The sequence below is a fragment of the Maricaulis sp. ABE4_448 genome, assembly GCF_056160825.1.
Map to the genome: position 1 here is coordinate 215,078 of NZ_JBSWXX010000002.1, position 19,597 is coordinate 234,674.

Annotated in this window: 18 protein-coding genes; 11 read left to right on the forward strand and 7 right to left on the reverse strand. The window is 66.2% G+C overall.

Annotated features, from left to right (window positions below):
- The first annotated feature begins 204 nt into the window (after window positions 1–204).
- From lpxC to recN, 3 genes are all read left to right on the forward strand, one after another.
- Window positions 205–1,086, forward strand: a complete 882-nt coding sequence (lpxC, locus tag ACXAJV_RS07435; protein ID WP_475083739.1) for a UDP-3-O-acyl-N-acetylglucosamine deacetylase — start codon at window positions 205–207, stop codon at window positions 1,084–1,086.
- A 118-nt stretch (window positions 1,087–1,204) separates the two neighbouring features.
- Entirely contained in the window at window positions 1,205–2,038 is an 834-nt protein-coding gene (locus ACXAJV_RS07440; RefSeq protein WP_475083742.1) for an outer membrane protein assembly factor BamD, read from the forward strand.
- Window positions 2,039–2,063: 25 nt separating this feature from the next.
- Complete coding sequence (gene recN / locus ACXAJV_RS07445) at window positions 2,064–3,761, forward strand: DNA repair protein RecN (protein ID WP_475083744.1); 1,698 nt, start codon at window positions 2,064–2,066, stop codon at window positions 3,759–3,761.
- Here the strand turns inward: recN and ACXAJV_RS07450 are convergent.
- Window positions 3,758–4,357, reverse strand: coding sequence for a TetR/AcrR family transcriptional regulator (locus ACXAJV_RS07450; protein WP_475083746.1), 600 nt, complete (start codon window positions 4,355–4,357; stop codon window positions 3,758–3,760). The genes recN and ACXAJV_RS07450 overlap by 4 nt on opposite strands.
- 100 nt (window positions 4,358–4,457) lie before the next feature.
- Here ACXAJV_RS07450 and ACXAJV_RS07455 point away from each other — a divergent pair, with 100 nt between their 5' ends.
- Together ACXAJV_RS07455 and ligA are read left to right on the forward strand one after the other, a co-directional pair.
- Complete coding sequence (locus ACXAJV_RS07455) at window positions 4,458–5,198, forward strand: SDR family oxidoreductase (RefSeq protein ID WP_475083749.1); 741 nt, start codon at window positions 4,458–4,460, stop codon at window positions 5,196–5,198.
- A 135-nt stretch (window positions 5,199–5,333) separates the two neighbouring features.
- Window positions 5,334–7,442, forward strand: a complete 2,109-nt coding sequence (gene ligA, locus ACXAJV_RS07460; RefSeq protein ID WP_475083752.1) for an NAD-dependent DNA ligase LigA — start codon at window positions 5,334–5,336, stop codon at window positions 7,440–7,442.
- A 166-nt stretch (window positions 7,443–7,608) separates the two neighbouring features.
- Here the strand turns inward: ligA and ACXAJV_RS07465 are convergent, their stop codons facing one another.
- Window positions 7,609–8,142 (reverse strand): hypothetical protein, encoded by a 534-nt coding sequence (locus ACXAJV_RS07465; RefSeq protein ID WP_475083754.1) that lies wholly within the window; start codon window positions 8,140–8,142, stop codon window positions 7,609–7,611.
- On the reverse strand, window positions 8,139–9,977 hold the full coding sequence (locus tag ACXAJV_RS07470; RefSeq protein ID WP_475083756.1) for an aminopeptidase P family protein: 1,839 nt from the start codon (window positions 9,975–9,977) through the stop codon (window positions 8,139–8,141). The genes ACXAJV_RS07465 and ACXAJV_RS07470 overlap by 4 nt, the downstream gene beginning before the upstream one ends.
- A gap of 155 nt (window positions 9,978–10,132) precedes the next feature.
- On the opposite strand from ACXAJV_RS07470, the gene ACXAJV_RS07475 reads away from it, so the two are divergent.
- Window positions 10,133–10,294, forward strand: a complete 162-nt coding sequence (locus ACXAJV_RS07475) for a hypothetical protein (RefSeq protein ID WP_475083759.1) — start codon at window positions 10,133–10,135, stop codon at window positions 10,292–10,294.
- A gap of 16 nt (window positions 10,295–10,310) precedes the next feature.
- Here ACXAJV_RS07475 and ACXAJV_RS07480 read toward each other — a convergent pair whose 3' ends face one another.
- Entirely contained in the window at window positions 10,311–11,774 is a 1,464-nt protein-coding gene (locus ACXAJV_RS07480; RefSeq protein WP_475083760.1) for a LytTR family DNA-binding domain-containing protein, read from the reverse strand.
- 104 nt (window positions 11,775–11,878) lie between these two features.
- On the opposite strand from ACXAJV_RS07480, the gene ACXAJV_RS07485 reads away from it, so the two are divergent.
- Complete coding sequence (locus tag ACXAJV_RS07485; RefSeq protein ID WP_475083762.1) at window positions 11,879–12,886, forward strand: serine hydrolase domain-containing protein; 1,008 nt, start codon at window positions 11,879–11,881, stop codon at window positions 12,884–12,886.
- On the opposite strand, the gene ACXAJV_RS07490 is transcribed toward ACXAJV_RS07485, so the two are convergent.
- Both ACXAJV_RS07490 and ygfZ read right to left on the reverse strand, forming a co-directional pair.
- Window positions 12,883–13,746 carry a 50S ribosomal protein L11 methyltransferase gene (locus ACXAJV_RS07490; RefSeq protein ID WP_475083764.1) on the reverse strand — a complete coding sequence of 288 codons (864 nt, stop codon included), beginning with the start codon at window positions 13,744–13,746 and terminating at the stop codon, window positions 12,883–12,885. The two genes, ACXAJV_RS07485 and ACXAJV_RS07490, sit on opposite strands and share 4 nt — an antisense overlap.
- Window positions 13,747–13,798: 52 nt before the next feature.
- On the reverse strand, window positions 13,799–14,632 hold the full coding sequence (ygfZ, locus tag ACXAJV_RS07495) for a CAF17-like 4Fe-4S cluster assembly/insertion protein YgfZ (protein WP_475083767.1): 834 nt from the start codon (window positions 14,630–14,632) through the stop codon (window positions 13,799–13,801).
- Window positions 14,633–14,676: 44 nt separating this feature from the next.
- On the opposite strand from ygfZ, the gene ACXAJV_RS07500 reads away from it, so the two are divergent.
- The 4 genes from ACXAJV_RS07500 (at window position 14,677) to ACXAJV_RS07515 (ending at window position 18,226) form a co-directional block, all read left to right on the forward strand.
- Window positions 14,677–15,654, forward strand: coding sequence for a glycosyltransferase family 9 protein (locus ACXAJV_RS07500; RefSeq protein WP_475083769.1), 978 nt, complete (start codon window positions 14,677–14,679; stop codon window positions 15,652–15,654).
- Entirely contained in the window at window positions 15,651–16,991 is a 1,341-nt protein-coding gene (locus ACXAJV_RS07505) for a dihydroorotase (protein ID WP_475083771.1), read from the forward strand. The genes ACXAJV_RS07500 and ACXAJV_RS07505 overlap by 4 nt, the downstream gene beginning before the upstream one ends.
- Window positions 16,992–17,006: 15 nt before the next feature.
- Entirely contained in the window at window positions 17,007–17,399 is a 393-nt protein-coding gene (locus ACXAJV_RS07510) for a DUF6165 family protein (RefSeq protein WP_475083773.1), read from the forward strand.
- A 65-nt stretch (window positions 17,400–17,464) separates the two neighbouring features.
- Window positions 17,465–18,226 carry a hypothetical protein gene (locus ACXAJV_RS07515; protein WP_475083775.1) on the forward strand — a complete coding sequence of 254 codons (762 nt, stop codon included), beginning with the start codon at window positions 17,465–17,467 and terminating at the stop codon, window positions 18,224–18,226.
- 186 nt (window positions 18,227–18,412) lie between these two features.
- Here ACXAJV_RS07515 and ACXAJV_RS07520 read toward each other — a convergent pair whose 3' ends face one another.
- A complete protein-coding gene (locus tag ACXAJV_RS07520) occupies window positions 18,413–19,594 on the reverse strand; it encodes an ABC transporter permease (protein WP_475083777.1) in 1,182 nt (393 codons plus the stop codon).
- Window positions 19,595–19,597: the final 3 nt, after the last annotated feature.

The following is a 19,597-nucleotide window of genomic DNA, read 5'->3' on the forward strand; positions in this document are numbered from 1 at the left end:
CCATCTTGTTTGAGCGTCGTGCTGCGAGTGCGTAACAAAACGCAACAATGCTTTAATTGCCTGCTGGAGCCCCGTGGTGTTGTGTGCCAGCCAGGGACGACGGCTTCCGTCGGGGCCTGGCCCGCTTGGCCAGACCACCGGGCGGGGCAGACCGTTGAGTAAGACAGTAGCAGGCGGCGTTAGACAGTGACTTTCCGGCAGACATTGGCAGCCCCCGCAGTCTGTGCGGGTATCGGTCTCCACTCCGGCGAACGGGTCCGCATGGTCCTGCAACCGGCCTCGGCCGGCTCTGGCATCCGCTTCATCCGCTCTGACATCGATGATCGCGACAACCGTATCGCCGCACGCGCCGATGCCGTCAGCGAAGTCCGTCTCGGGACGACCCTGCAGAATGATGCCGGTGTGACGATCGCCACCGTCGAGCACCTGATGGCGGCGTTCGCCGGCTTGGGTGTCGACGACGCCGTGATCGAGGTCGACGGTTCGGAAATCCCGGTCATGGACGGTTCGTCCGAGCCCTTCGTCAAACTGATCCGCCAAGTCGGCCTGAAATCCCAGTCAGTTCCGCGCCGCGCGATCCAGGTGCTCAAGCCGGTCTCGCTGGATCTGGATGATCGCCGCGCCTGCTTCATGCCCGCGCTCAAGCCGATGATCGAGATCGAGATCGCCTTCGAGCACCAGGCCGTGGGGCGCCAGGCCTGCGTGTTCGACATTACGCCGGAAATTTTTTCCACCGACATCGCCCGTGCGCGCACCTTCGGCTTCCGCAAGGATTATGATGCGCTGCTGGCTGCCGGCCTCGCCCGCGGCGGCTCGATGGACAATGCCGTCGTGCTCGACGACACGGGAATCGCCAATCCGGAAGGCCTGCGCTTCAAGGACGAATTCGTGCGTCACAAGGCGCTCGATGCTCTCGGTGATCTTTATCTCGCCGGCGCGCCGATCATCGGCTGCTATTCCGCCGAGCGCCCGGGCCATGCCATCAACAACATGGCCGTGCGTGCCCTGCTTGAGGATACGGGTGCCTGGAAGTGGGTGAACATGCGCGATGGCGTCGCCCGCGACATGGCGATGGCGCACTCCTGACACGCGCTTGACCGTCAAGGTTACTGAAGGGGTACTTTTGCCCCGGCCAATCATCCGCTACAACGCTGATTGAACGGGTGGTCGTCCGGCCGCCAAAATTGTCGAGCCCCGTGTCCCCATGATCCTTTCGCCGCGTATTCTGTTTCCGCTTGCCTTTGCTGTCGTCCTGGCGGGCTGTTCTTCCAACCGCCCGGATACGGCCGTCGCCTATGTCGAGCGTCCGGCGGAAACCATCTATGCGGAAGCCATCAACCGGATGGACCGGAATCAGTACGACATTGCCGCGGCGATGTTCGACGAGGTGGAGCGCCAGCACCCCTATTCGGAATGGGCCCGCCGTTCGATGTTGATGGCAGCGTTCGCCAACTACCAGTCGAACAATTACGAGGAAGCGATTTCGGACTCCGAACGCTTCATCTCGCTGCACCCGGGCAATCGCAGCGCGGCCTACGCCTACTATCTGATCGCGATCTGCTACTTCGAACAGATCATGGATGTCGGCCGTGACCAGGCTGCGACCAGCCAGGCGCTGGATGCGCTGGAGCAGGTGGTGCGCCGCTATCCGGAAAGCCGCTACGCCACGGATGCGCGCCTGAAGATCGACATGACGCGCGACCACCTGGCCGGCAAGGAAATGACCGTTGGCCGCTGGTATCTGCGCCGCAATTATCACCTGGCCGCCATCAACCGCTTCCGCAACGTGCTGCAGGAATACGGCACCACCTCGCACGTGCCTGAGGCCCTGCACCGCCTGGTGGAATCCTATGTGGCGCTCGGCATTGACGAGGAAGCCCGCCAGGTCGCGTCCGTGCTCGGCTATAATTTCCCGGGCAGTGAGTGGTACCAGAACAGCTACGACCTCCTGACGCGTGAGGGTATTACGCTCGAGGTCGATCCCGAGCGCGCGGACCCGTCCTATCTCGAGCGGGCCTGGCGTCGTCTGTTCGGCTGACGGGTCGGGGGTGCGAACGCCCTGAATGCTGCTTTCCCTCTCCATTCGCAATGTTGTCCTGATCGATACGCTGGATGCGGTCTTCGAGAGCGGGCTCTGTGCCCTGACCGGCGAAACCGGCGCGGGTAAATCCATTCTTCTCGGGGCTCTGGGCCTGGCGGCCGGCGAACGGGCCGATCGTGCCCAGGTGCGCGCCGGTGCAGACGAGGCCCAGGCCGTCGCCGAATTCGATCTGCCTGACAATCACCCCGCTCGCGCCCTGCTGGACGAGGCGGGGATCACGGTTGAACCCGGCGAACCCCTGATCCTGCGCCGCCGCCTTGGCGAGGACGGCCGCTCGCGCGCCCATGTCAACGACCAGGCGGCCAGTATCGGCCTTCTGCGCTCGCTGGGCGATGTGCTGGTGGAAGTCCACGGCCAGCACGACGGGCGCGGCCTGATGGATCCGAAAACCCATCGCGGCTATCTCGACACCTATGCCGGGCATGACGATCTGCGCACCGCTTGCCGCACCGCCTGGAAGGAGTTTTCCGGGGCCCGGCGCCGGCTCGATGAGCTGGTCAGCGCCAATCGCGCCTCGGATGAGGAAAAGGCCTTTCTCACCCACGCCCTGGAAGAGCTTGAAGCCCTGTCGCCGAAATCGGGCGAAGAAGTGGAACTGGCCGAAGAGCGTCAATTCCTGCAGGGCGCCGAGCGGGCGCTGGGCGATCTGCAGGAGGCCCAGGAGGCCCTGGCCGGCGATGGCGGCGGGCTGGAAGGCCGGCTGAACGCGGCCCTGCGCGGGCTGGAGCGCGTGCGCGGCCATATCGGCGAGGGCGGCGGGGCTGCCGGCGAGGCGCTGGATCGGGCCGCCTCCGCCATCGACCGGGCCCTGATCGAGTTCACTGAGGCGGAAGACGCGCTGGGCGATGCCGCCCAGGCCTTCGATGTCGAGCCCGGCCGGCTGGATGCGGTGGAAGAACGGCTCTTTGCCCTGCGCGGCCTGTCGCGCAAGCACAGTGTCGATGCCGACGAGCTGCCTGCCCTGCATGGACGGCTCGCCGAGCAGCTCGACGCGATCGAGAATGCCGCCGACCGGATTGCCGAGGCCGAGAAGGCTGTGACCGCAGCCCGCGCCCGCTATGACGATGCGGCCCACGCCTTGTCGCGCAGCCGCGAAAAGGCGGGCGAGGCGCTGGCAAAGGCCGTGGCGGCCGAACTGCCGCCGCTGAAGATGGAGAAGGCGCGCTTCCGTGTCTCTGTTACCTCTGACGATGAGCGTGCTGGCCCGGATGGCCGTGACAGCGTGATCTTCGAGGTTGCCACCAATCCCGGCGCTCCCTTCGGTGCGCTCGACAAGATCGCATCCGGCGGGGAACTCTCGCGCTTCGGCCTCGCGCTGAAAGTCTCGCTCGCCGGCGAGGATGAGGGCCTGGTCCTGGTATTCGACGAGGTCGACCAGGGCGTGGGCGGCGCCGTCGCCGACGCGGTCGGCCGCCGCCTGAAACGCCTGGCCGAGAAGGGCCAGACGCTGGTCGTTACCCACTCGCCCCAGGTTGCTGCTGTGGCCGATCATCACTGGAAGATCGTCAAGGATGATGACGGCAAGGGCGGCGTGCGCACCACGCTCGTGCGTCTCGAGGGCGACGAACGCCGCGAGGAAATCGCCCGCATGCTCTCGGGGGCTGAAGTCACCGACGCGGCAAGAGCGCAGGCGGACGCGCTGATGTCGGTGACGTCCTAGCCCGTTTTTTCGGGCCAAGCCTTGAGGGCGATATCGACAAGCGCGTGAAGCCGGTCGCGCCCGGTCCCGTCGCGGGCCTGGACTGACATTCCGTGCTGTACCATCACGATGTATTCGGCCAGGGCGCTGCAATCGGTGTCCTTGGGGAGCTCGCCGGCCTCTCTGGCGCGCTCGAAGCGCGTTTCCAGCTTCCGGACATTTTCCTTGCGGTAGCCTTCCAGCAAGGCGCACACGTCAGGATGCGTGCTTTCACTTTCCAGGGCCGTCAGGACGATCATGCAGCCCCGCGGCGGCGTCGTGCGGGTGAAGGTGTCGGCCGTACGGCGCAGGACGTGTTCCGCCACGCTGCGCGCGTCCGCATCGCTGTCCAGAACCGACCAGATCCCGCCGGCACCGGCCTGCCGGTATTTCTCGATGGCGGCCAGAAAAAGCCCTTCCTTGCTTTTGAAGGCGGCATAGATGCTGGGCGGGTTCAGCGCCATGGCCTGCGCGAGGTCGGACATGGAGGCGCCGTCATAGCCGCGCAGCCAGAACACGTCCATCGCGCGCTCAAGCGCCTCATCCTTGTCAAACGTTCTCGGGCGACCGCGCGCCATAACATCTCCGTTATGTAACGTGTGATACATAAATTGGTTGACGTTCCAGCGCAACCTCTCCACTTATATATGTATCGATCATTACATTATGGAGTTTCTCATGAGTTCACTTGCCGGAAAGACCGCTCTTGTAACGGGCGGAAGCCGAGGGATCGGTGCGGCCATCGTGCGGCGCCTGGCCGATGCCGGCGCGCACGTGGCCTTCACCTATGCGGCGTCCCGCGAAAAGGCCGACGCGTTGGTCGCCGAGATCGGCAGTGCGGGCGGCACGGCGATCGCCTTGCAGGCGGACAATCGCGATGTTGGGGCGGTGGAGGCCGCGGTGCGTGAGGCCGCTGGCCAGCTGGGACGCATCGACATTCTGGTCAACAATGCCGGCGTGCTGCAGGCTGGCCCGGTCAGCGAGCTGGGCATGGCTGCCTACGAAACCACGATGTCCATCAATGTGCGCGCCGCCTACGCGGCCGTGCTCGCCGCCGAGCCCCACCTTCCGGACGGCGCCCGTCTGATCTTCACCGGCAGCAATATCGCCCAGCGCGTTCCGGGCCCGGGCATGACGCTCTACGCGATGAGCAAGGCAGCCCTGACCGGTCTCGCCAAGGGCCTGGCCCGTGACTTTGGCGGCCGCAACATCACGGCGAACATCGTGCATCCGGGCTCCACAGATACCGACATGAACCCCGCCCAGGGCGACTTCGCCGATGCGCAGCGCCGGGGCATGGCCATTTCCCGTTTCAGCGAGCCGGACGATGTTGCCGCGATGGTCGCCTGGCTGGCCGGGCCGGATGCGCGCAGTGTCACCGGGGCTGAACTCGTCGTCGATAACGGCACGAACGCCTGACCCGGTCCGGGCCGAGCACACCGGGACGGACGCGTCCCGGTGTGCTCCGGCGCTGAGGCAAAGCCATCTCCAAGTCTCGACCTTTGCCGCGCTTCCCGCCAAATATGGATGGTGAGGATTCGAGCGGAGCGGGCCATGAGCGCACTCAAGGATGTCGACCAGCTGACCGCCGAGGAGGCGCGGGCCGAGCACAAGCGGCTGGCCAAGGAAATCGCGGCTCACGACAAGGCCTATTACCAGAATGACGCGCCGAAAATCTCCGACGCGGCCTACGACACGCTGCGCCAACGTCTGGAAGCGGTCGAGGCGCGTTTTCCCGAACTGGCTGATGCTGACAGCCCGACCCGGCGGGTCGGTGCGGCCCCCTCCGGCAAGTTCGGCGAGATCACCCATGCCGTGCCCATGCTGTCATTGGGCAATGCCTTCAATGACGAGGATGTGGCGGATTTCGTCGGCCGCATCCGGCGCTTTCTGGGGCTGGCAGAGGACGCGCCCGTGGCGATCACGGCCGAGCCGAAGATCGACGGCTTGTCCGCCTCAATCCGCTATGAGAAGGGCCGCATCGTGCATGGGGCCACCCGCGGCGACGGTCAGACCGGCGAGGATGTCACCGCCAACCTGCTGACGCTGGACGACATCCCGGAAACCCTGCCGGGTTCCGGCTGGCCGGACGTGCTGGAAGTGCGCGGCGAAGTCTATATGTCGCATGAGGATTTCGCCGCGCTCAACAGGCGGCAGGAAGAGGCGGGCAAGCCGGCCTACAAGAATCCGCGCAATGCCGCCGCCGGCTCGCTGCGCCAGATCGATCCGGCCATGACGGCCCAGCGTCCGCTGCGTTTCTTCGCCTATGCCTGGGGCGAGGTGAGTGCGCCGCTGGCCGAAACCCAGCTCGACGCCGTTGCGCGCCTGGGCGATTGGGGCTTCCCCACCAATCCGCTGATGAAGCGCTGCGAGAGCGTGGACGACCTCATCGCCGTCTATCGCGATATCGAGGCGAAACGCGCCACGCTGGGCTATGATATCGACGGCGTGGTCTACAAGACCGACCGGCTGGACTGGCAGGAAAGACTGGGCTTTGTCGCCCGCGCGCCGCGCTGGGCCATCGCCCACAAATTCCCCGCCGAACAGGCCACCACCGTGCTGGAGGCCATCGACATCCAGGTTGGCCGCACCGGCGCGCTGACGCCGGTGGCGCGGCTGACGCCCGTCACGGTCGGCGGCGTGGTCGTCACCAATGCCACCCTGCACAATCAGGACGAGCTGGAGCGCAAGGATATCCGCATCGGCGACACGGTGGTGATCCAGCGCGCCGGCGATGTGATCCCGCAAATCGTGCGGGTGGTCGATCCGGACCGGGCGGACCGGGCCGCGCCTTTCGAGTTTCCGGCCGAATGCCCGGTCTGCGGCAGCCAGGCGCTGCGCGAGCATGATCCCAAGACCGGCAAGCTGGACGCGGTGCGCCGCTGTACCGGCGGGCTGATCTGCGCCGCCCAGCTGAAGGAGCGGCTCAAGCATTTCGTCTCGCGCAAGGCCTTCGATATCGAAGGCCTGGGCACGCGGCAGATCGACATGTTCCACGAAGAGGGCCTGATCCGCGAACCGGCCGATATCTTCACCCTGAAACAGCGTAATGAGGCCGGCGACATCACGCCGCCCCTGCAGGAGCGCGAAGGCTTCGGCGAGACGAGTATCGGCAATCTCTTCGCCGCCATCGACAGCCGCCGCACCATTGCCCTGGGCCGTTTCATCAATGCGCTGGGCATCCGCCATGTCGGCGAGAACACCGCCCAGCTCTTCGCGCGGACCTATGGCAGCTGGACCGCCTTCAGGACGGCCGCGGAAAACCTGGCTGACGAGACGGTGCGGGCCGAGATGCTGGGCATTGACGGCATCGGCAATGCCGCCGTCGAGGCGCTGGACCAGTACTTCACCGAACAGCACAATCGCGATCTGCTGGACCGGCTGGTGGCCGAACTCACCATCGAGGACGCCGAAGCCGTCGCCAATGACAGCCCCGTCGCCGGCAAGACGGTCGTCTTCACCGGCACGCTGGAACGCATGACGCGCGACGAGGCGAAGGCGAAGGCGCAATCGCTCGGCGCCAAGGTCTCCGGCTCGGTCTCGGGCAAGACGGATTATCTCGTCGCTGGCCCCGGCGCTGGGTCAAAGGCGAAGAAAGCCGCCGAGCTGGGCGTGGAAACCCTCACCGAGGACGCGTGGTTCGTGCTGATCGGGGAAGGGTGAAAAGGCTTCCCCTGCGTCAGCGGGGGAAGTGGCCGAGCCCGGTCCCCGGGGCCGGGTGAGGTCGAAGGGGGTAAGTGCGCGCTGCCGCGCTCGGCGCCGCTGCGCACCGCCCCCTCAGTCCGCTGACGCGGACAGCTCCCCCGCAAGCGGGGCGAGCCCCTTTCCCCTACTCCTCCACCCGCCGGTACACCCCGTCCACCGGCAGATCGCCGTCAAGCCCGGCGACATAGCTCAGCAGCACGGCTTCCAGCACGTCCCAGTCTTCCAGGCGGCAGGTGCCGGGTTCGACCTCGTCCTCGAAGATCTCGTAGCGATTGCGATCGGCTTCGGCGAGGTCATCGCATTGCGGCTGGTGATAGGCGGCGACACCGCCCTCATAGACATAGACCAGGCCGTAGAGCCACACATCGTCGCTCTGTTTCATGCCGGCATAGAGGCCCGGCGCGATCTCGCGCAGGCGCACGCCTTCATGGGGGAAGTTGGCGACATCGGAATGATAGCGCCCGCCGCGGTGTTCCACATGACCCGTCCACATCGGCCGGTCGAAGGGGCGGCCGTCGGGATGGTTGGGCGTGTGCGCATAAAGGCCTTCTTCCAGCGGGAAGTCGGCCGCGAACCGGCCGATCAGGGCCCGGTCCGAATAAAAGCAGCCGCCCAGAAGGGCGGCTGCTGTGATGATGACAAGGCCGGTGCGGATCACGGGGTGGCGCCGGCCAGCGGTTCGGTCGCCTTGAGCAGCCAGTCAGCCACATCACCGGAGACCAGCGGCAGCACGCGCTGGCGCACCATGGCGTGATAGCTGTCCAGCCAGGACAGCTCGTCGGCGGTCAGCAGATGCGTGTCGATCAGACCCTTGTGGATCGGCGCCACGGTCAACGTCTCGAAGCCCAGCATCGGCCGCTCGCCGCCGGCAATATCGGCCGCGTCGGTGACGAATTGCAGGTTCTCGATCCGGATGCCATAGCCGTCCGCCTTGTAATAGCCCGGCTCGTTCGAGACGATCATGCCCGGCTCCAGCGGCACGGTATTGGCGGCCTTGGAAATCCGCTGCGGCCCTTCATGCACACCCAGGAAGCTGCCCACGCCATGGCCGGTGCCGTGGTCATAGTCGAACCCGGCCTGCCAGAGCGGGAAGCGCGCCAGCACGTCGAGCTGGGTGCCCGTGGTGCCCTTGGGGAAGCGCACCATGGACAGGGCGATATGGCCCTTCAGCACGCGCGTGAACTGGGTACGCATCTCTGCCGTCGGCGCGCCGATCGGCACGGTGCGGGTGATATCCGTCGTGCCGTCGGGATACTGGCCGCCACTGTCGACCAGGTAGAGCGTGCCTTCGGCGAGTTTCAGATTGGTCGCTTCGGAGACGCGATAGTGCGCAAAGGCGCCATTGCCCTGGGCACCGGAAATCGTGTCGAAGGAGAGGTCGCGCAATTCCGGCAATTGCTTGCGGAAGCTTTCCAGCTTCTGGGCGGCCTCGATCTCGTCGACCTGGCCGGACTGGGCGAACGTGTCCAGCCAGTGCAGGAATTGCACGATGGCGCCGCCATCGCGGATATGCGCCTGGCGGGCGCCCTCGATCTCGGCGGCATTCTTGCGCGCCTTGGGCCGCATCACCGGATCTTCGGCCTGCTGCACCTCGGCACCGCCGCCGCGCAGGCTTTCCAGCACCCAGGCCGAAGCTGTGGTCGGATCGACGCGCACGGTCTTGCCGGTGTACTCGGCCAGGCCCGCCCCGAACTCGCTCTCCGGACGCAGCGCGATCTCATTGCCCAGATGCGCACGGGTCTCGTCGGTGATCTTTTCCGGCGCGACGAAGAAAGTAGCCGTGCCGTCCTTGTCGATAATCGCGGCCGACAGGGGCAGGGGCGAGCGCGACACGTCGCTGCCGCGCACATTGAACAGCCAGGCGATCGAGGGCGGGGCTGTGATCACCGCGGCATCGGCGCCGTCCTTGCCGACAATCGCGCCGATCCGGGTGCGCTTGGAGCCGTGATCCTCGCCGGCATATTCGATCGGGTGCGGGATGACCGGCGTCATCGGCGGTTCCGGACGGTCGGTCCAGGCCCGGTCGACCGGGTTCTCGCTCACCGGAACCAGGGTCACACCGGCCCGGTCCGCGGCCACCTGCAGACGGTGCAGCGCGGCGGGCGAGTGCAGGCGGGCGTCATAGCCGATTGTCTCACCGGACTTGCCCTTGTCCTCGATCCAACCGGCCATGCCCTGTTCCACGAGGTCGGCGTATTCGAAAATCTCGCCATCGACCTGGTTTTTCACCTGCAGGGTATAGCGCCCGTCGACGAAGACCGCGGCGCGGTCCTTCATCACCAGGGCGGCGCCGGCGGAGCCGGAAAACCCGGTCGCCCACAACAGGCGCTCATTGCAGTCGGGCAGGTACTCATTGTCGTACTCGTCCTCGTGCGGGATCAGGAAACCGTCCAGGCCGAGCTCGTCGAGGGCGGCGCGGATCTTCGGGACGTTCTCGCGACCATAGTGCGGGCCGCCTTTAACGTCGAAAGTCTGGGAAATCATCTGGGTCATGGCGCGGAAGGTATGCCTGCGCGCGAACGGGTTCAATCCTTGTCGCAGCAGGCCTTCCGCCCAGCCATGCGATTGTGCAGGGGCGAATTGCCGGGACGCAGATTGTGCATCGCACAAACTCATGGGAAAGGCCCCGTAAACCAAGGGAGTTTTCCATGTTCTACGGGATCGACGACTGGCGTCACATGAATGCCAACGCCATGATCAACCGCGCTCTCGACCGGTCGCGCGAGCGTGCTGGCGTGCGCACCCAGCCGCGCACCACCGATGTCGACGCCTTCCTGGCCGGCGCCGGCCTGAGCGCAAAGCGGAAGTAAGGCTCACTGTGCAGGGTCAGGCGCTGCCGAGGCGGCGGCGCAGCTCTGCGACGAGGCTGCGGCTGACCGGAATCCGGGTGCCGTCTGTTGTCTCCAGATGATAACGGCTGCCCTCGGCTGAGGTGATTGCCGCAGCCTGGCCGAGATTGACCGCATAGCTGCGGTGCAGCCGGAAGAAGCCGCCCGGCAGTGCGTCCAGCAGGGTCCGCAGATTGCGGTTGTCGAAATGCTGGCCGCCGGACGCCATATGCACTTCGGTGTAATTCCCGGCGGCCTTGAGATAGGCGATGCTATCGGGCTCGACCAGAACGGTGCGCCCCGAGGTCTCCAGTGCAAAGCGTGGTTGGCGCGGTTCGGGGTCTGGCAGGAGATAGTCCCTGTGCCGCAGGGCGAAGACGCCCAGCAGCGCCAGCACAAAGGCATAGACGCCGCGGTCGATGATGTCGGCCGGCTGCCACAGTGCATAGGCCGACATGATCAGCAGTCCTGGCACGATCGGTCGCTCGGCCGGTCCGCCGCGCCAGGCCAGCCAGATCGCTGATGAGGCCATCAGCGTGGCCAGGGCAAAGGCGGACTTGCCATCATACCCCGTAACCAGAACGGCACTCGCGGTCACGGCGGCCAGCGTGGCGGCCAGCCAGGCTGTCGCGATACGCGCCGTCGCTGGCCAGCGCTCCTGTGCAAAGCGCAGCCAGCACGTGCCGAAGACAACCAGCCCGGCCAGGCTCGCGGCCTGGCGTGGCTGGTGCCAGTCATAGGGATAATTGATCAGCGAGCGGGATATCTCGGCCGCGCCTGCCAGGACGAGGCCGGCCAGAGCCGCCACCAGCCACAGGCCGCGCCGGTCGCCGGTGGTGCGCGTGCGCACCACGAGGCTGGCGATCAGGGCGATCAGGCTTCCGCCCATCACGGTCAATGGCAGGTAATAGCGGATCGAGCGCCGTGGATCGGAGGCATAGGGCGTCACGAACAGGCCGTGCACCACCGCATAGGGCGTATAGCCGGCGCGCTGAGAGGAGAAGCGGATGGCGATCCGGTTGCCCGACGGCCGGATGAGGCTGGGCGGAATGGCGTAGAGACTGTCGATCGGGCCGGCGGTTTCCGCGTCCCGTGTCGCACCCGGCTCGCCCTTGCGGCCGATCACGACGCCGTTGAAATGGATTGTGGCCGACAGCGGACCGATCAGGCTTACGGCCGGCGGCGTGCCGTCATCGGGCAGGGGCACGTCATCCCAGACCATCCAGGCGATGCCGGCCGGGCGTTCGATGGCGTGATAGTGGATCGGCGATCCGGGAAGGTCCGCTCCAGACAGGGCTTCAAGGCCGGCATCCGTATCGATCATCTGCACGCGGGCCGGCGCCACGGCGTCGAGCCCGGGGCCGGGCAGGAAGACCAGGCTCATAAGCGCAAGCAGCAGTGCGCCCAGGACTTCCAGCCCCGGGCGGGTGCTGTGCGTCGTGCTGAGCCATCCATCCGCCATGCGAGCAATTCGCCCGTTTTTCCTGTCCGGGGCAAGCAGGGGCCTGCATCAGGCCTCGGCAAGCGCGGCAGGGGTGCCGTGCCGGAAACAGGAGACGAGACTTGATGTCAGTTACATCCACCGCCATGGCCCTGTGGGCGGCGGTTTCGCTGCAGGCCGTCGAGCCGCGGGTGGAAAGCGCGGCCCAGGCCGCTTTCGATACCGTTGCCCAAGGCTATCCCGCACTCAACGCCACCGTGATGGTGGGCGATGCCATCGTCTGGGAGGCCGAGGGCGGTCAGGCGCGTCAGCCGCAGGACGCTACCGCGACGGATTATAATTTCTACTCGATCGCCAAAATGCTCACCGGGCTGGCCTATCTGCGTCTGGAGCAGGACGGGCGTCTGGATCTCGACACGCCGGTCCGCACGATCGATCCGGACCTGCCGGCGCATTATGACGGCGTAACGGTCTACCAGTTGCTCGATCACAGCGCCGGCGTGCGGCACTACACATCCGAAGCCGACTGGATCGGCTTTTCCGACCGCCGCTGTGCCCTGCCGGCCGACGCACTGGGGCATTTCATCGACGATCCGCTGGTCGCGACGCCGGGCTACACGACATTCGGCTATGTGCTGCTCAGCCATCTGCTCGTCACGCTAACCGGCCAGGCGGATTTCGATGCAGCGATGCAGGACGTGCTGGGCGAGGCCTACCGGGCGCACACCGACCGCGAGAATGCCGGCAAGGCCACGGGCTGGGTCGGCGAGGCGGGTGACTGGCAGGCCTATGAAGACCTGTCGGCGGAGTGCAAGTTTGGCGGGGGCGGGCTTCTGGCCAGTGCCCGCGATCTGGCCGAAACCGGGGCCGCGCTTTATCGCGGCGAGATCGTCGATCCGGCTGTGCTGGCCGAGGGACCGGCTTACTGGGCCGGCCGGGCGGAAGAGGTGAACCTCACCTATGCCGCGCACTCCGGCGGATCACCGGGCGGCCGGGCCTTCCTGATCGTCTATCTGGAGCCGCAGGTTTCCGTCGCCCTGACCGGTAATTATGACGGCGAGAATCTCCAAGCGCTGGCGGTCACGCTGGCCGATCTGTTCGCCGGCATTACCCCCGCAGCGGCTGAGGATTAGGCCGGCCGCGTGGCGATCAGGGTTTCCCAGCCCTCGATCGGCTCGCGCCGCGTCACAGTGAGGCCTGCATCCGTGTAGGCCTCGCGCACGCGGGCTTCCTGTTCGGTCAGCAGGCCGGACAGGATCACCTTGCCGCCCGGCGTCAGGGCCCGGGCGATGCCCGGCGCCAGATCGACCAGCGGGCCGGCGAGGATATTGGCGAAGATCAGCTCGAACTGCCGGCCGGCGAGTTTGGGATGGTCGAGACCTTCGGCGACGAAGCAGTCGATCTCCGGCGTCGCATTCTTGGTGCAGTTCTCGGCACTTTCCTCGACCGCTTCCGGGTCGATGTCCGAAGCCACCACCTCGGCGTCCGGCAGGACTTTCGCGGCCGCGATCGCCAGCACGGCGGTGCCACAGCCCAGATCGAACACGGTCGCCGGGCGCTCGCCGGCCGCCAGCATGTCCGAGAAGGCCATCAGGCAGCCGCGCGTCGTGCCGTGATGGCCGGTGCCGAAAGCGGGGCCGGCCTCGATCTCGATACCGGTCTGGCCGGCCGCGACCGCATCGCGGTCATGGGCGCCGAACAGGGTGAAGCGCCCGGCCTCGACCGGTTTCAGCCCCTCCAGCGACAGGCGCACCCAGTCTTCTTCCGGCATGGGGCCGAATTCCACCGGCACGGCCTCGGTCAGACCGCAGATCTCGCGGAAAGTGTCGATATCGGGCATGGTTTCGAACAGCACGTCCAGCCGCGCGCTGTCACCATCCTCGAACAGTGACCAGGAGAGGGCCGGGGCCGACGCGGCAGCGTCGAGCCGTTCGACGGCTTCGGCGAGGATCGCGAAATCGGCATGCGCGACAAGGCGCCAGAGCGTGGACATGGGCAGCATCTCCTGAAACTGGCGCGGGTGATGGACGTTCAGGGCCGCAAAATCAAGCGCGGCCGACCGGCTGTGGCGGAACGGGCGGCAACAGCGCCTCATCGATGGTCAGATGCACCTGCTGGCCATCGGCCTCGGCATGGCGGTCGACTTCGCCCAGCTTGTCGATCCGGGCCAGCACGATCGCCGTGTGTCCGGCCGACGCGCTGATCGCGCCGATCTTGGTCGTACCGGCCATCACGGCGGTGCCGCGCGGCGGCGCTTCGCCGGCGAAGACGGCGGGGATGGAGCGCTTGCGGATCGTGCCGCGGCGCTTCATGCGCGAGACGACTTCCTGGCCGATGAAACAGCCCTTCTTCCAGCCCACCCCGCCATAGACGTCCAGATTGACGTCGGTGGGGAAGACCTCCGCTTCGCCATAGTCGCGTCCGAAGGCGGGCACGCCGGCCTCGAACTCATAGGCGTCCAACGGCTTGTCCTCGCCGGCTTCCAGGGCGCGGGCGATGCCGCGATGGATACGGCCGCCCAGGCGCGGATCGGGCGCCGAACCGGGGAAGGGCGCGGTCGCCCACACGGCGGCCAGATCGGTGTTCAGGACGATCTCGGCCTTGGCCCGCAGCTTGAACAGGGTGAGGCGTTTCGCCAGCCCTTCGGCCGGGGCTTCAGGCACGTCCAGCCAAACCGTATTGGCCTCGGCGAAAATCATGAAATCGACGAGGATCTTGCCCTGCGGTGTCAAGAGCGCGCCGGGCCGGCATTCGCCGGGCTCGACGCCGGTGACATCCGCGGTAATCACCCGCTGCAGGAAGCTGCGGGCCTCGTCTCCGGCGACGGAGATCACGGTGCGGCCGGGCAGGCGGCGGGGCGGGGTATCGGGCAGGGTCATGCAATGGCATATGGCATTGTGTTCGCGTCTGGCCAAGTCCCGCCATGCGCGCTATTGCGGCGAGCATGGAACGCGTGCTTTTCATCACCTCGACCCGGATCGGTGACGCCATCATCAATTCCGGGGTGCTGAACCATCTCGTCGAAACGCGTCCGGATGCCCGTTTCACCATTGCCTGCGGCCCCCTGGCGGCCTCGCTCTTTGCTGCCGTGCCGCGGCTGGAGCGGATCATCGTCATGGCCAAGAAGCCGGCCGGCGGCCACTGGTTCGACCTGTGGCGCCAGACGGTGGGGACTGAGTGGGATCTGGTCGTGGATCTGCGCTGTTCGGCGACGGCCTGGCTGCTGCGCGCGCGCGAGCGCCGCATCCTGCGCCAGGCGGACGAACCGGTGCACAAGGTGATCGAGGCGGCCAGCGTTCTCGGGCTCGAGGACACACCGCCCGATCCGGGCCTGTGGCTGCCGGAGGCCGATCGTGCCGCGGCGCTGGAACACATGCCCGAGGGGCATGACTATCTGGCGATCTGCCCGTCCGCTTCATGGATCTTCAAGGTCTGGCCGCCGGAGAAATTCGCCGAGTTCATCCTGCGCTTCACCGGGCCGGACGGTGTCATGCCGGGCGCACGGGTGGTGATGCTGGGCGGGCCGCACGATGCCGCCTATGCCCAGCCGATCTATGACGCCCTGCCGGAATTCGACTTCATTGACCTGCTGGGCCTGGGCCTGCCGGAAACCGCTGCCTGCCTGGCGCGGGCGCGCCTCTATGTCGGCAATGATAGCGGGCTGATGCACATGTCGGCTGCGATGGGCACGCCGACGCTGGGTCTGTTCGGCCCGTCCGACGACCGCTGCTATGCGCCCTGGGGCGATCATTGCGAGGCGGTGCGCGGCCCGGCCACATTCGACGAGATCGACCGCGCCCATGGCGACCGGCGCAAACACCCGGAAAGCCTGCTCGCGGACCTCGCCGTCGATACGGTATATGATGCAGCCCGAAGCCTGTTCGAAAGGACCAAGCCATGAGCCGGACATTCGACCTGATCCTGAAGGGCGGCGATGTCGTCAATCACAATGGACGCGGCGTTGCCGATATCGGCGTGATCGACGGCAAGACGGTGGAGATCGGCGATCTCTCGCAAGCCTCGGCGGCCGACACGATCGACTGTACCGGCCTTCTGGTCGTACCCGGCGTGATCGATACCCAGGTGCACTTCCGCGAACCGGGCATGGAGTGGAAGGAAGACCTGCAAACCGGCTCGCTCGCTGCCGTGATGGGCGGTGTGACGGCGGTGTTCGAAATGCCGAATACCGAACCCACCACCACCTCGCCGGACATGCATCTGGACAAGCTGGCCCGTGCGAAGAACCGCATGCATTGCGACCATGCCTTCTATGCCGGGGCGACGTCGGAGAATTCCGATGTGCTGCCGGAGATGGAGCGCATGGTCGGCTGTTGCGGTGTGAAAGTCTTCATGGGCGCCTCTACCGGTTCGCTGCTGGTGAAGGATGATGAAGGCGTCGAGCGCGTGCTGAACGCGATCTCGCGCCGCGCCGCCTTCCACTCCGAGGACGAATACCGGCTGGAAGAGCGCCGCAGCCTGGCGGTCGAGGGCGACTGGACCAGCCACCCGGTGGTGCGTGATGCCGAGGCCGCCATCCTGTCCACCAAGCGCCTGGTGCGCCTGGCCCGCAAGACCGGCAAGCGCATCCATGTGCTGCACGTCTCGACGGCCGAGGAGATGGACTTCCTGGCCGCTCACCGAGACGTCGCCTCGGTGGAAGCCACACCCCAGCACCTCACCCTGGAAGGCCCGGAGATCTACGAGCGCATCAAGGCGCGTGCCCAGATGAACCCGCCCGTGCGCGACGCCCATCATCGCGCCGGCCTGTGGCGCGGCCTGCAGCGCGGCATTGTCGATGTGATCGGCTCGGACCACGCCCCACACACGCTGGAGGAAAAGGCCAAGCCCTATCCGGCCAGCCCGTCCGGCATGCCCGGCGTGCAGACCCTGGTTCCGATCATGCTGGACCATGTCAATGCCGGTCGGCTGACCATCGAGCGCTTCGTCGACCTCACTTCGCACGGCGCCCAGCGCATTTTCGGCATTGCCGGCAAGGGCCGCATGGCGGCTGGCTGGGATGCCGACTTTACCCTGATCGACATGAAGCGCTCGGTGGAGATCACCGATGACTGGTCGGCCTCCAAATCCGGCTGGACGCCCTTCGCCGGCATGACCGTCACCGGCTGGCCCGTCGGCACCATCGTGCGCGGCAAGAGCGTCATGCGCGACGGCGCCCTGGTGACCGAAGGCGCCGGCGAACCCGTCATCTTCCAGGAAGCGCTGCCGAAACGCAGCTAGGACAGGACAACCCCCGTGACCACGACCATCATGACGGCCATTGCGCCGGGCGAGCTGATCGACAAGATCACCATTCTGCGCATCAAGTCCGAGCGCATCGGCGACGAGGCGAAGCTGAAGAATGTCCGCACCGAGCTGGACATCCTGCAGAAGACCCAGGCCGCAGAAGTGCCGCAGAGCGACGAGATGGTGCGGCTGGAAGATGCGCTGAAAACCGTCAACGAGGCGCTGTGGGAGATCGAGGACGATATCCGCGACTGCGAGCGCAATGGCGATTTCGGCGAGGAATTCATCCGCCTGGCCCGCGCCGTCTATGTCACCAATGACAAGCGCGCGGCCCTGAAAAAGGAGATCAATCTCCTCCTGGGCTCGACCATCGTGGAAGAAAAATCCTACGCCGAGTATTGAACCGGGCGCTGTGCGCCGGTATGCGGCGCTGAAACCGACAGCGCTACCGAGCAAGGACAGTCCGCGTGGATCGCCAGAGCTTCTACTTTTTCGATATCGACGAGAACATTCTCCACCTGCCGACCCGGATCCATCTGCTCAACACGATGACCGGCGAAGAGCAGGCGATGCGCCAGCACGAGTATGAGGACATCAAGGCCTATCTCGGCGTGCCGGGCCTGTGGGAAGACTGGGCCGATCCGCCGGCGCGCGCCTATCGCGAGTTTGCCGACGGCAAGGACCGCAATGGCGAGGAATACCTGCTGCGTGATGTGCGCCGGGCGCTCGATACCGCCAGCTGGAAGGGCCCGTCCTGGGAGATTTTCAAATACGCCGTGCTCAAGCGCCGCCCTGTGGCGATCATCACGGCGCGCCAGCACTCCCGCGAGACCATCCGCGAAGGCCTGAAACTTCTCGTCGAACACGGGCACCTGCCCGAAGAGCCGAATTATCTGGCGATCTATCCCTGCTCCAATCCGGAAATCCGGGAGGAGCTGGGCCCGCATCTCACCACGGCCGGTCTGAAGCGCCGCGCCATCCGGCAATGCGTCGAGATGGGGCTGGAACAGTATGGCCGTCAGCTGCCGCACTCGTTCGGCATGTCGGACGATGATCTGAAGAATGTCGACCTGATCACATCGGCCATGCTCGAGAGCAAGCTGGACCATCCCGACAAGCGCTTCTTCGTCATCTCCACCAATCGCCGCCGCCACGTAAAAATGGAAATCCTCCCCCCGCACAAGGACGAGGAAAAACTCCGCGCGGCCGAGGATGCGTATTACGGGTAATTGTTCTTCCCCAACGAGAGTTGGGGAAGTGGGCCGATGCGCAGCATCGGGTCGAAGGGGCCTCCGGAGCCAGAGGCGAAGGAGGAAGAGCGACGACGCCTGAAACGGGCGTTCCGCCGCGCTATCGCGCGGCGCCCCTCCACCGCTTCGCGGTCCCCCTCCCCATTTCATGGGGAGGGAAGATCGCTACTCGCTCCGGTGCACTGTCAGCAGGGGTACATAGGCCGAGCGGATGGCGGGGACGAGGCCGCCGAGGAAGCCGATCACGACCGCCATCACCATGCCGGCAATCACCGATCCGCCGGTCACGGCGAAGGAGAAGACCACCTGGGTGAAGCCCGAGCCCAGCGTGGAGGCCGAGACGCCATTGAACAAAAGATAGATGGCGAGCGCGCCGACGAGGCCGCCCAGGGCAGCCAGCACAACCGATTCCACCATTGTGCCAACGGCGGCGGCGAAGCCGGAAAAGCCGATCGCCCGCAGGGTGGCGATTTCGCGCATGCGGGTATCGACCGAGGAATACATCGTGTTCCAGGCCCCGGCGAGGGCGCCGATCGCCATGATGATGGCCAGCGGCCAGCCGACGAATTCGATCAGCACGGCGGTGCCACCGGCCTGGCTGGCGAAGAAGTCGGTCTCGCTCTCGATGTCCAGATTGACCCGCGGCTCGTCCTCGGCCCACGTCCGCAATTCCTCGATCGCCTCGACGGAGGTCAGGCGGGCGCGCACGGACTGCACGGCAGTTCCGCGATTATAGAGGTTCTGGATCACGGCAATATCCGCCCAGATCTCGCTTTCGAACACGGATCCGCCGGTCGAGAAAATGCCGACGACGACCCATTCATTGGATCCCAGGCGGATGGTCTCGCCCATATCGAAGCCGGAAAACTCGCGCAGGACCGAGGCGCCGACGACCAGCTCGTTGGTGCCCGGCTCGAACATGCGGCCCTCGACCATTTCGAAACCTTCACGCAGGGACAGCGCCTGCGGCCCCACGCCGCGCAGCGGCAGGTTGGCATCCGTGCCCGAGGCGCGCTTGGTGCCGTCGACGATGACATAGAGCTCGCCGGAGACGAGGGGGCGGCCTTCGCTGTCCCGCGCCACACCGGGGGCTTCCTCGATCAGGCGGACGTCCTCGCTGGACAGGCCGGAATTGAGTTCGGCCTGGGAGCCCGCGCGCAGGGCGACGGCGACATTCTCGGACCCGGTGCCCTGCAGGGTGGCCCGGAAGCCGTTGGACATGGCCAGGAAGCCCAGCAGGACGCCGGTAACCAGGGCAATGGAGATGATCGTGGCCAGCGACAGGCCGGCGCGCTGCGGGATGGAGCGCAGATTGATCATCGTGACGGCGCCGATCTGTTTGAACATGGC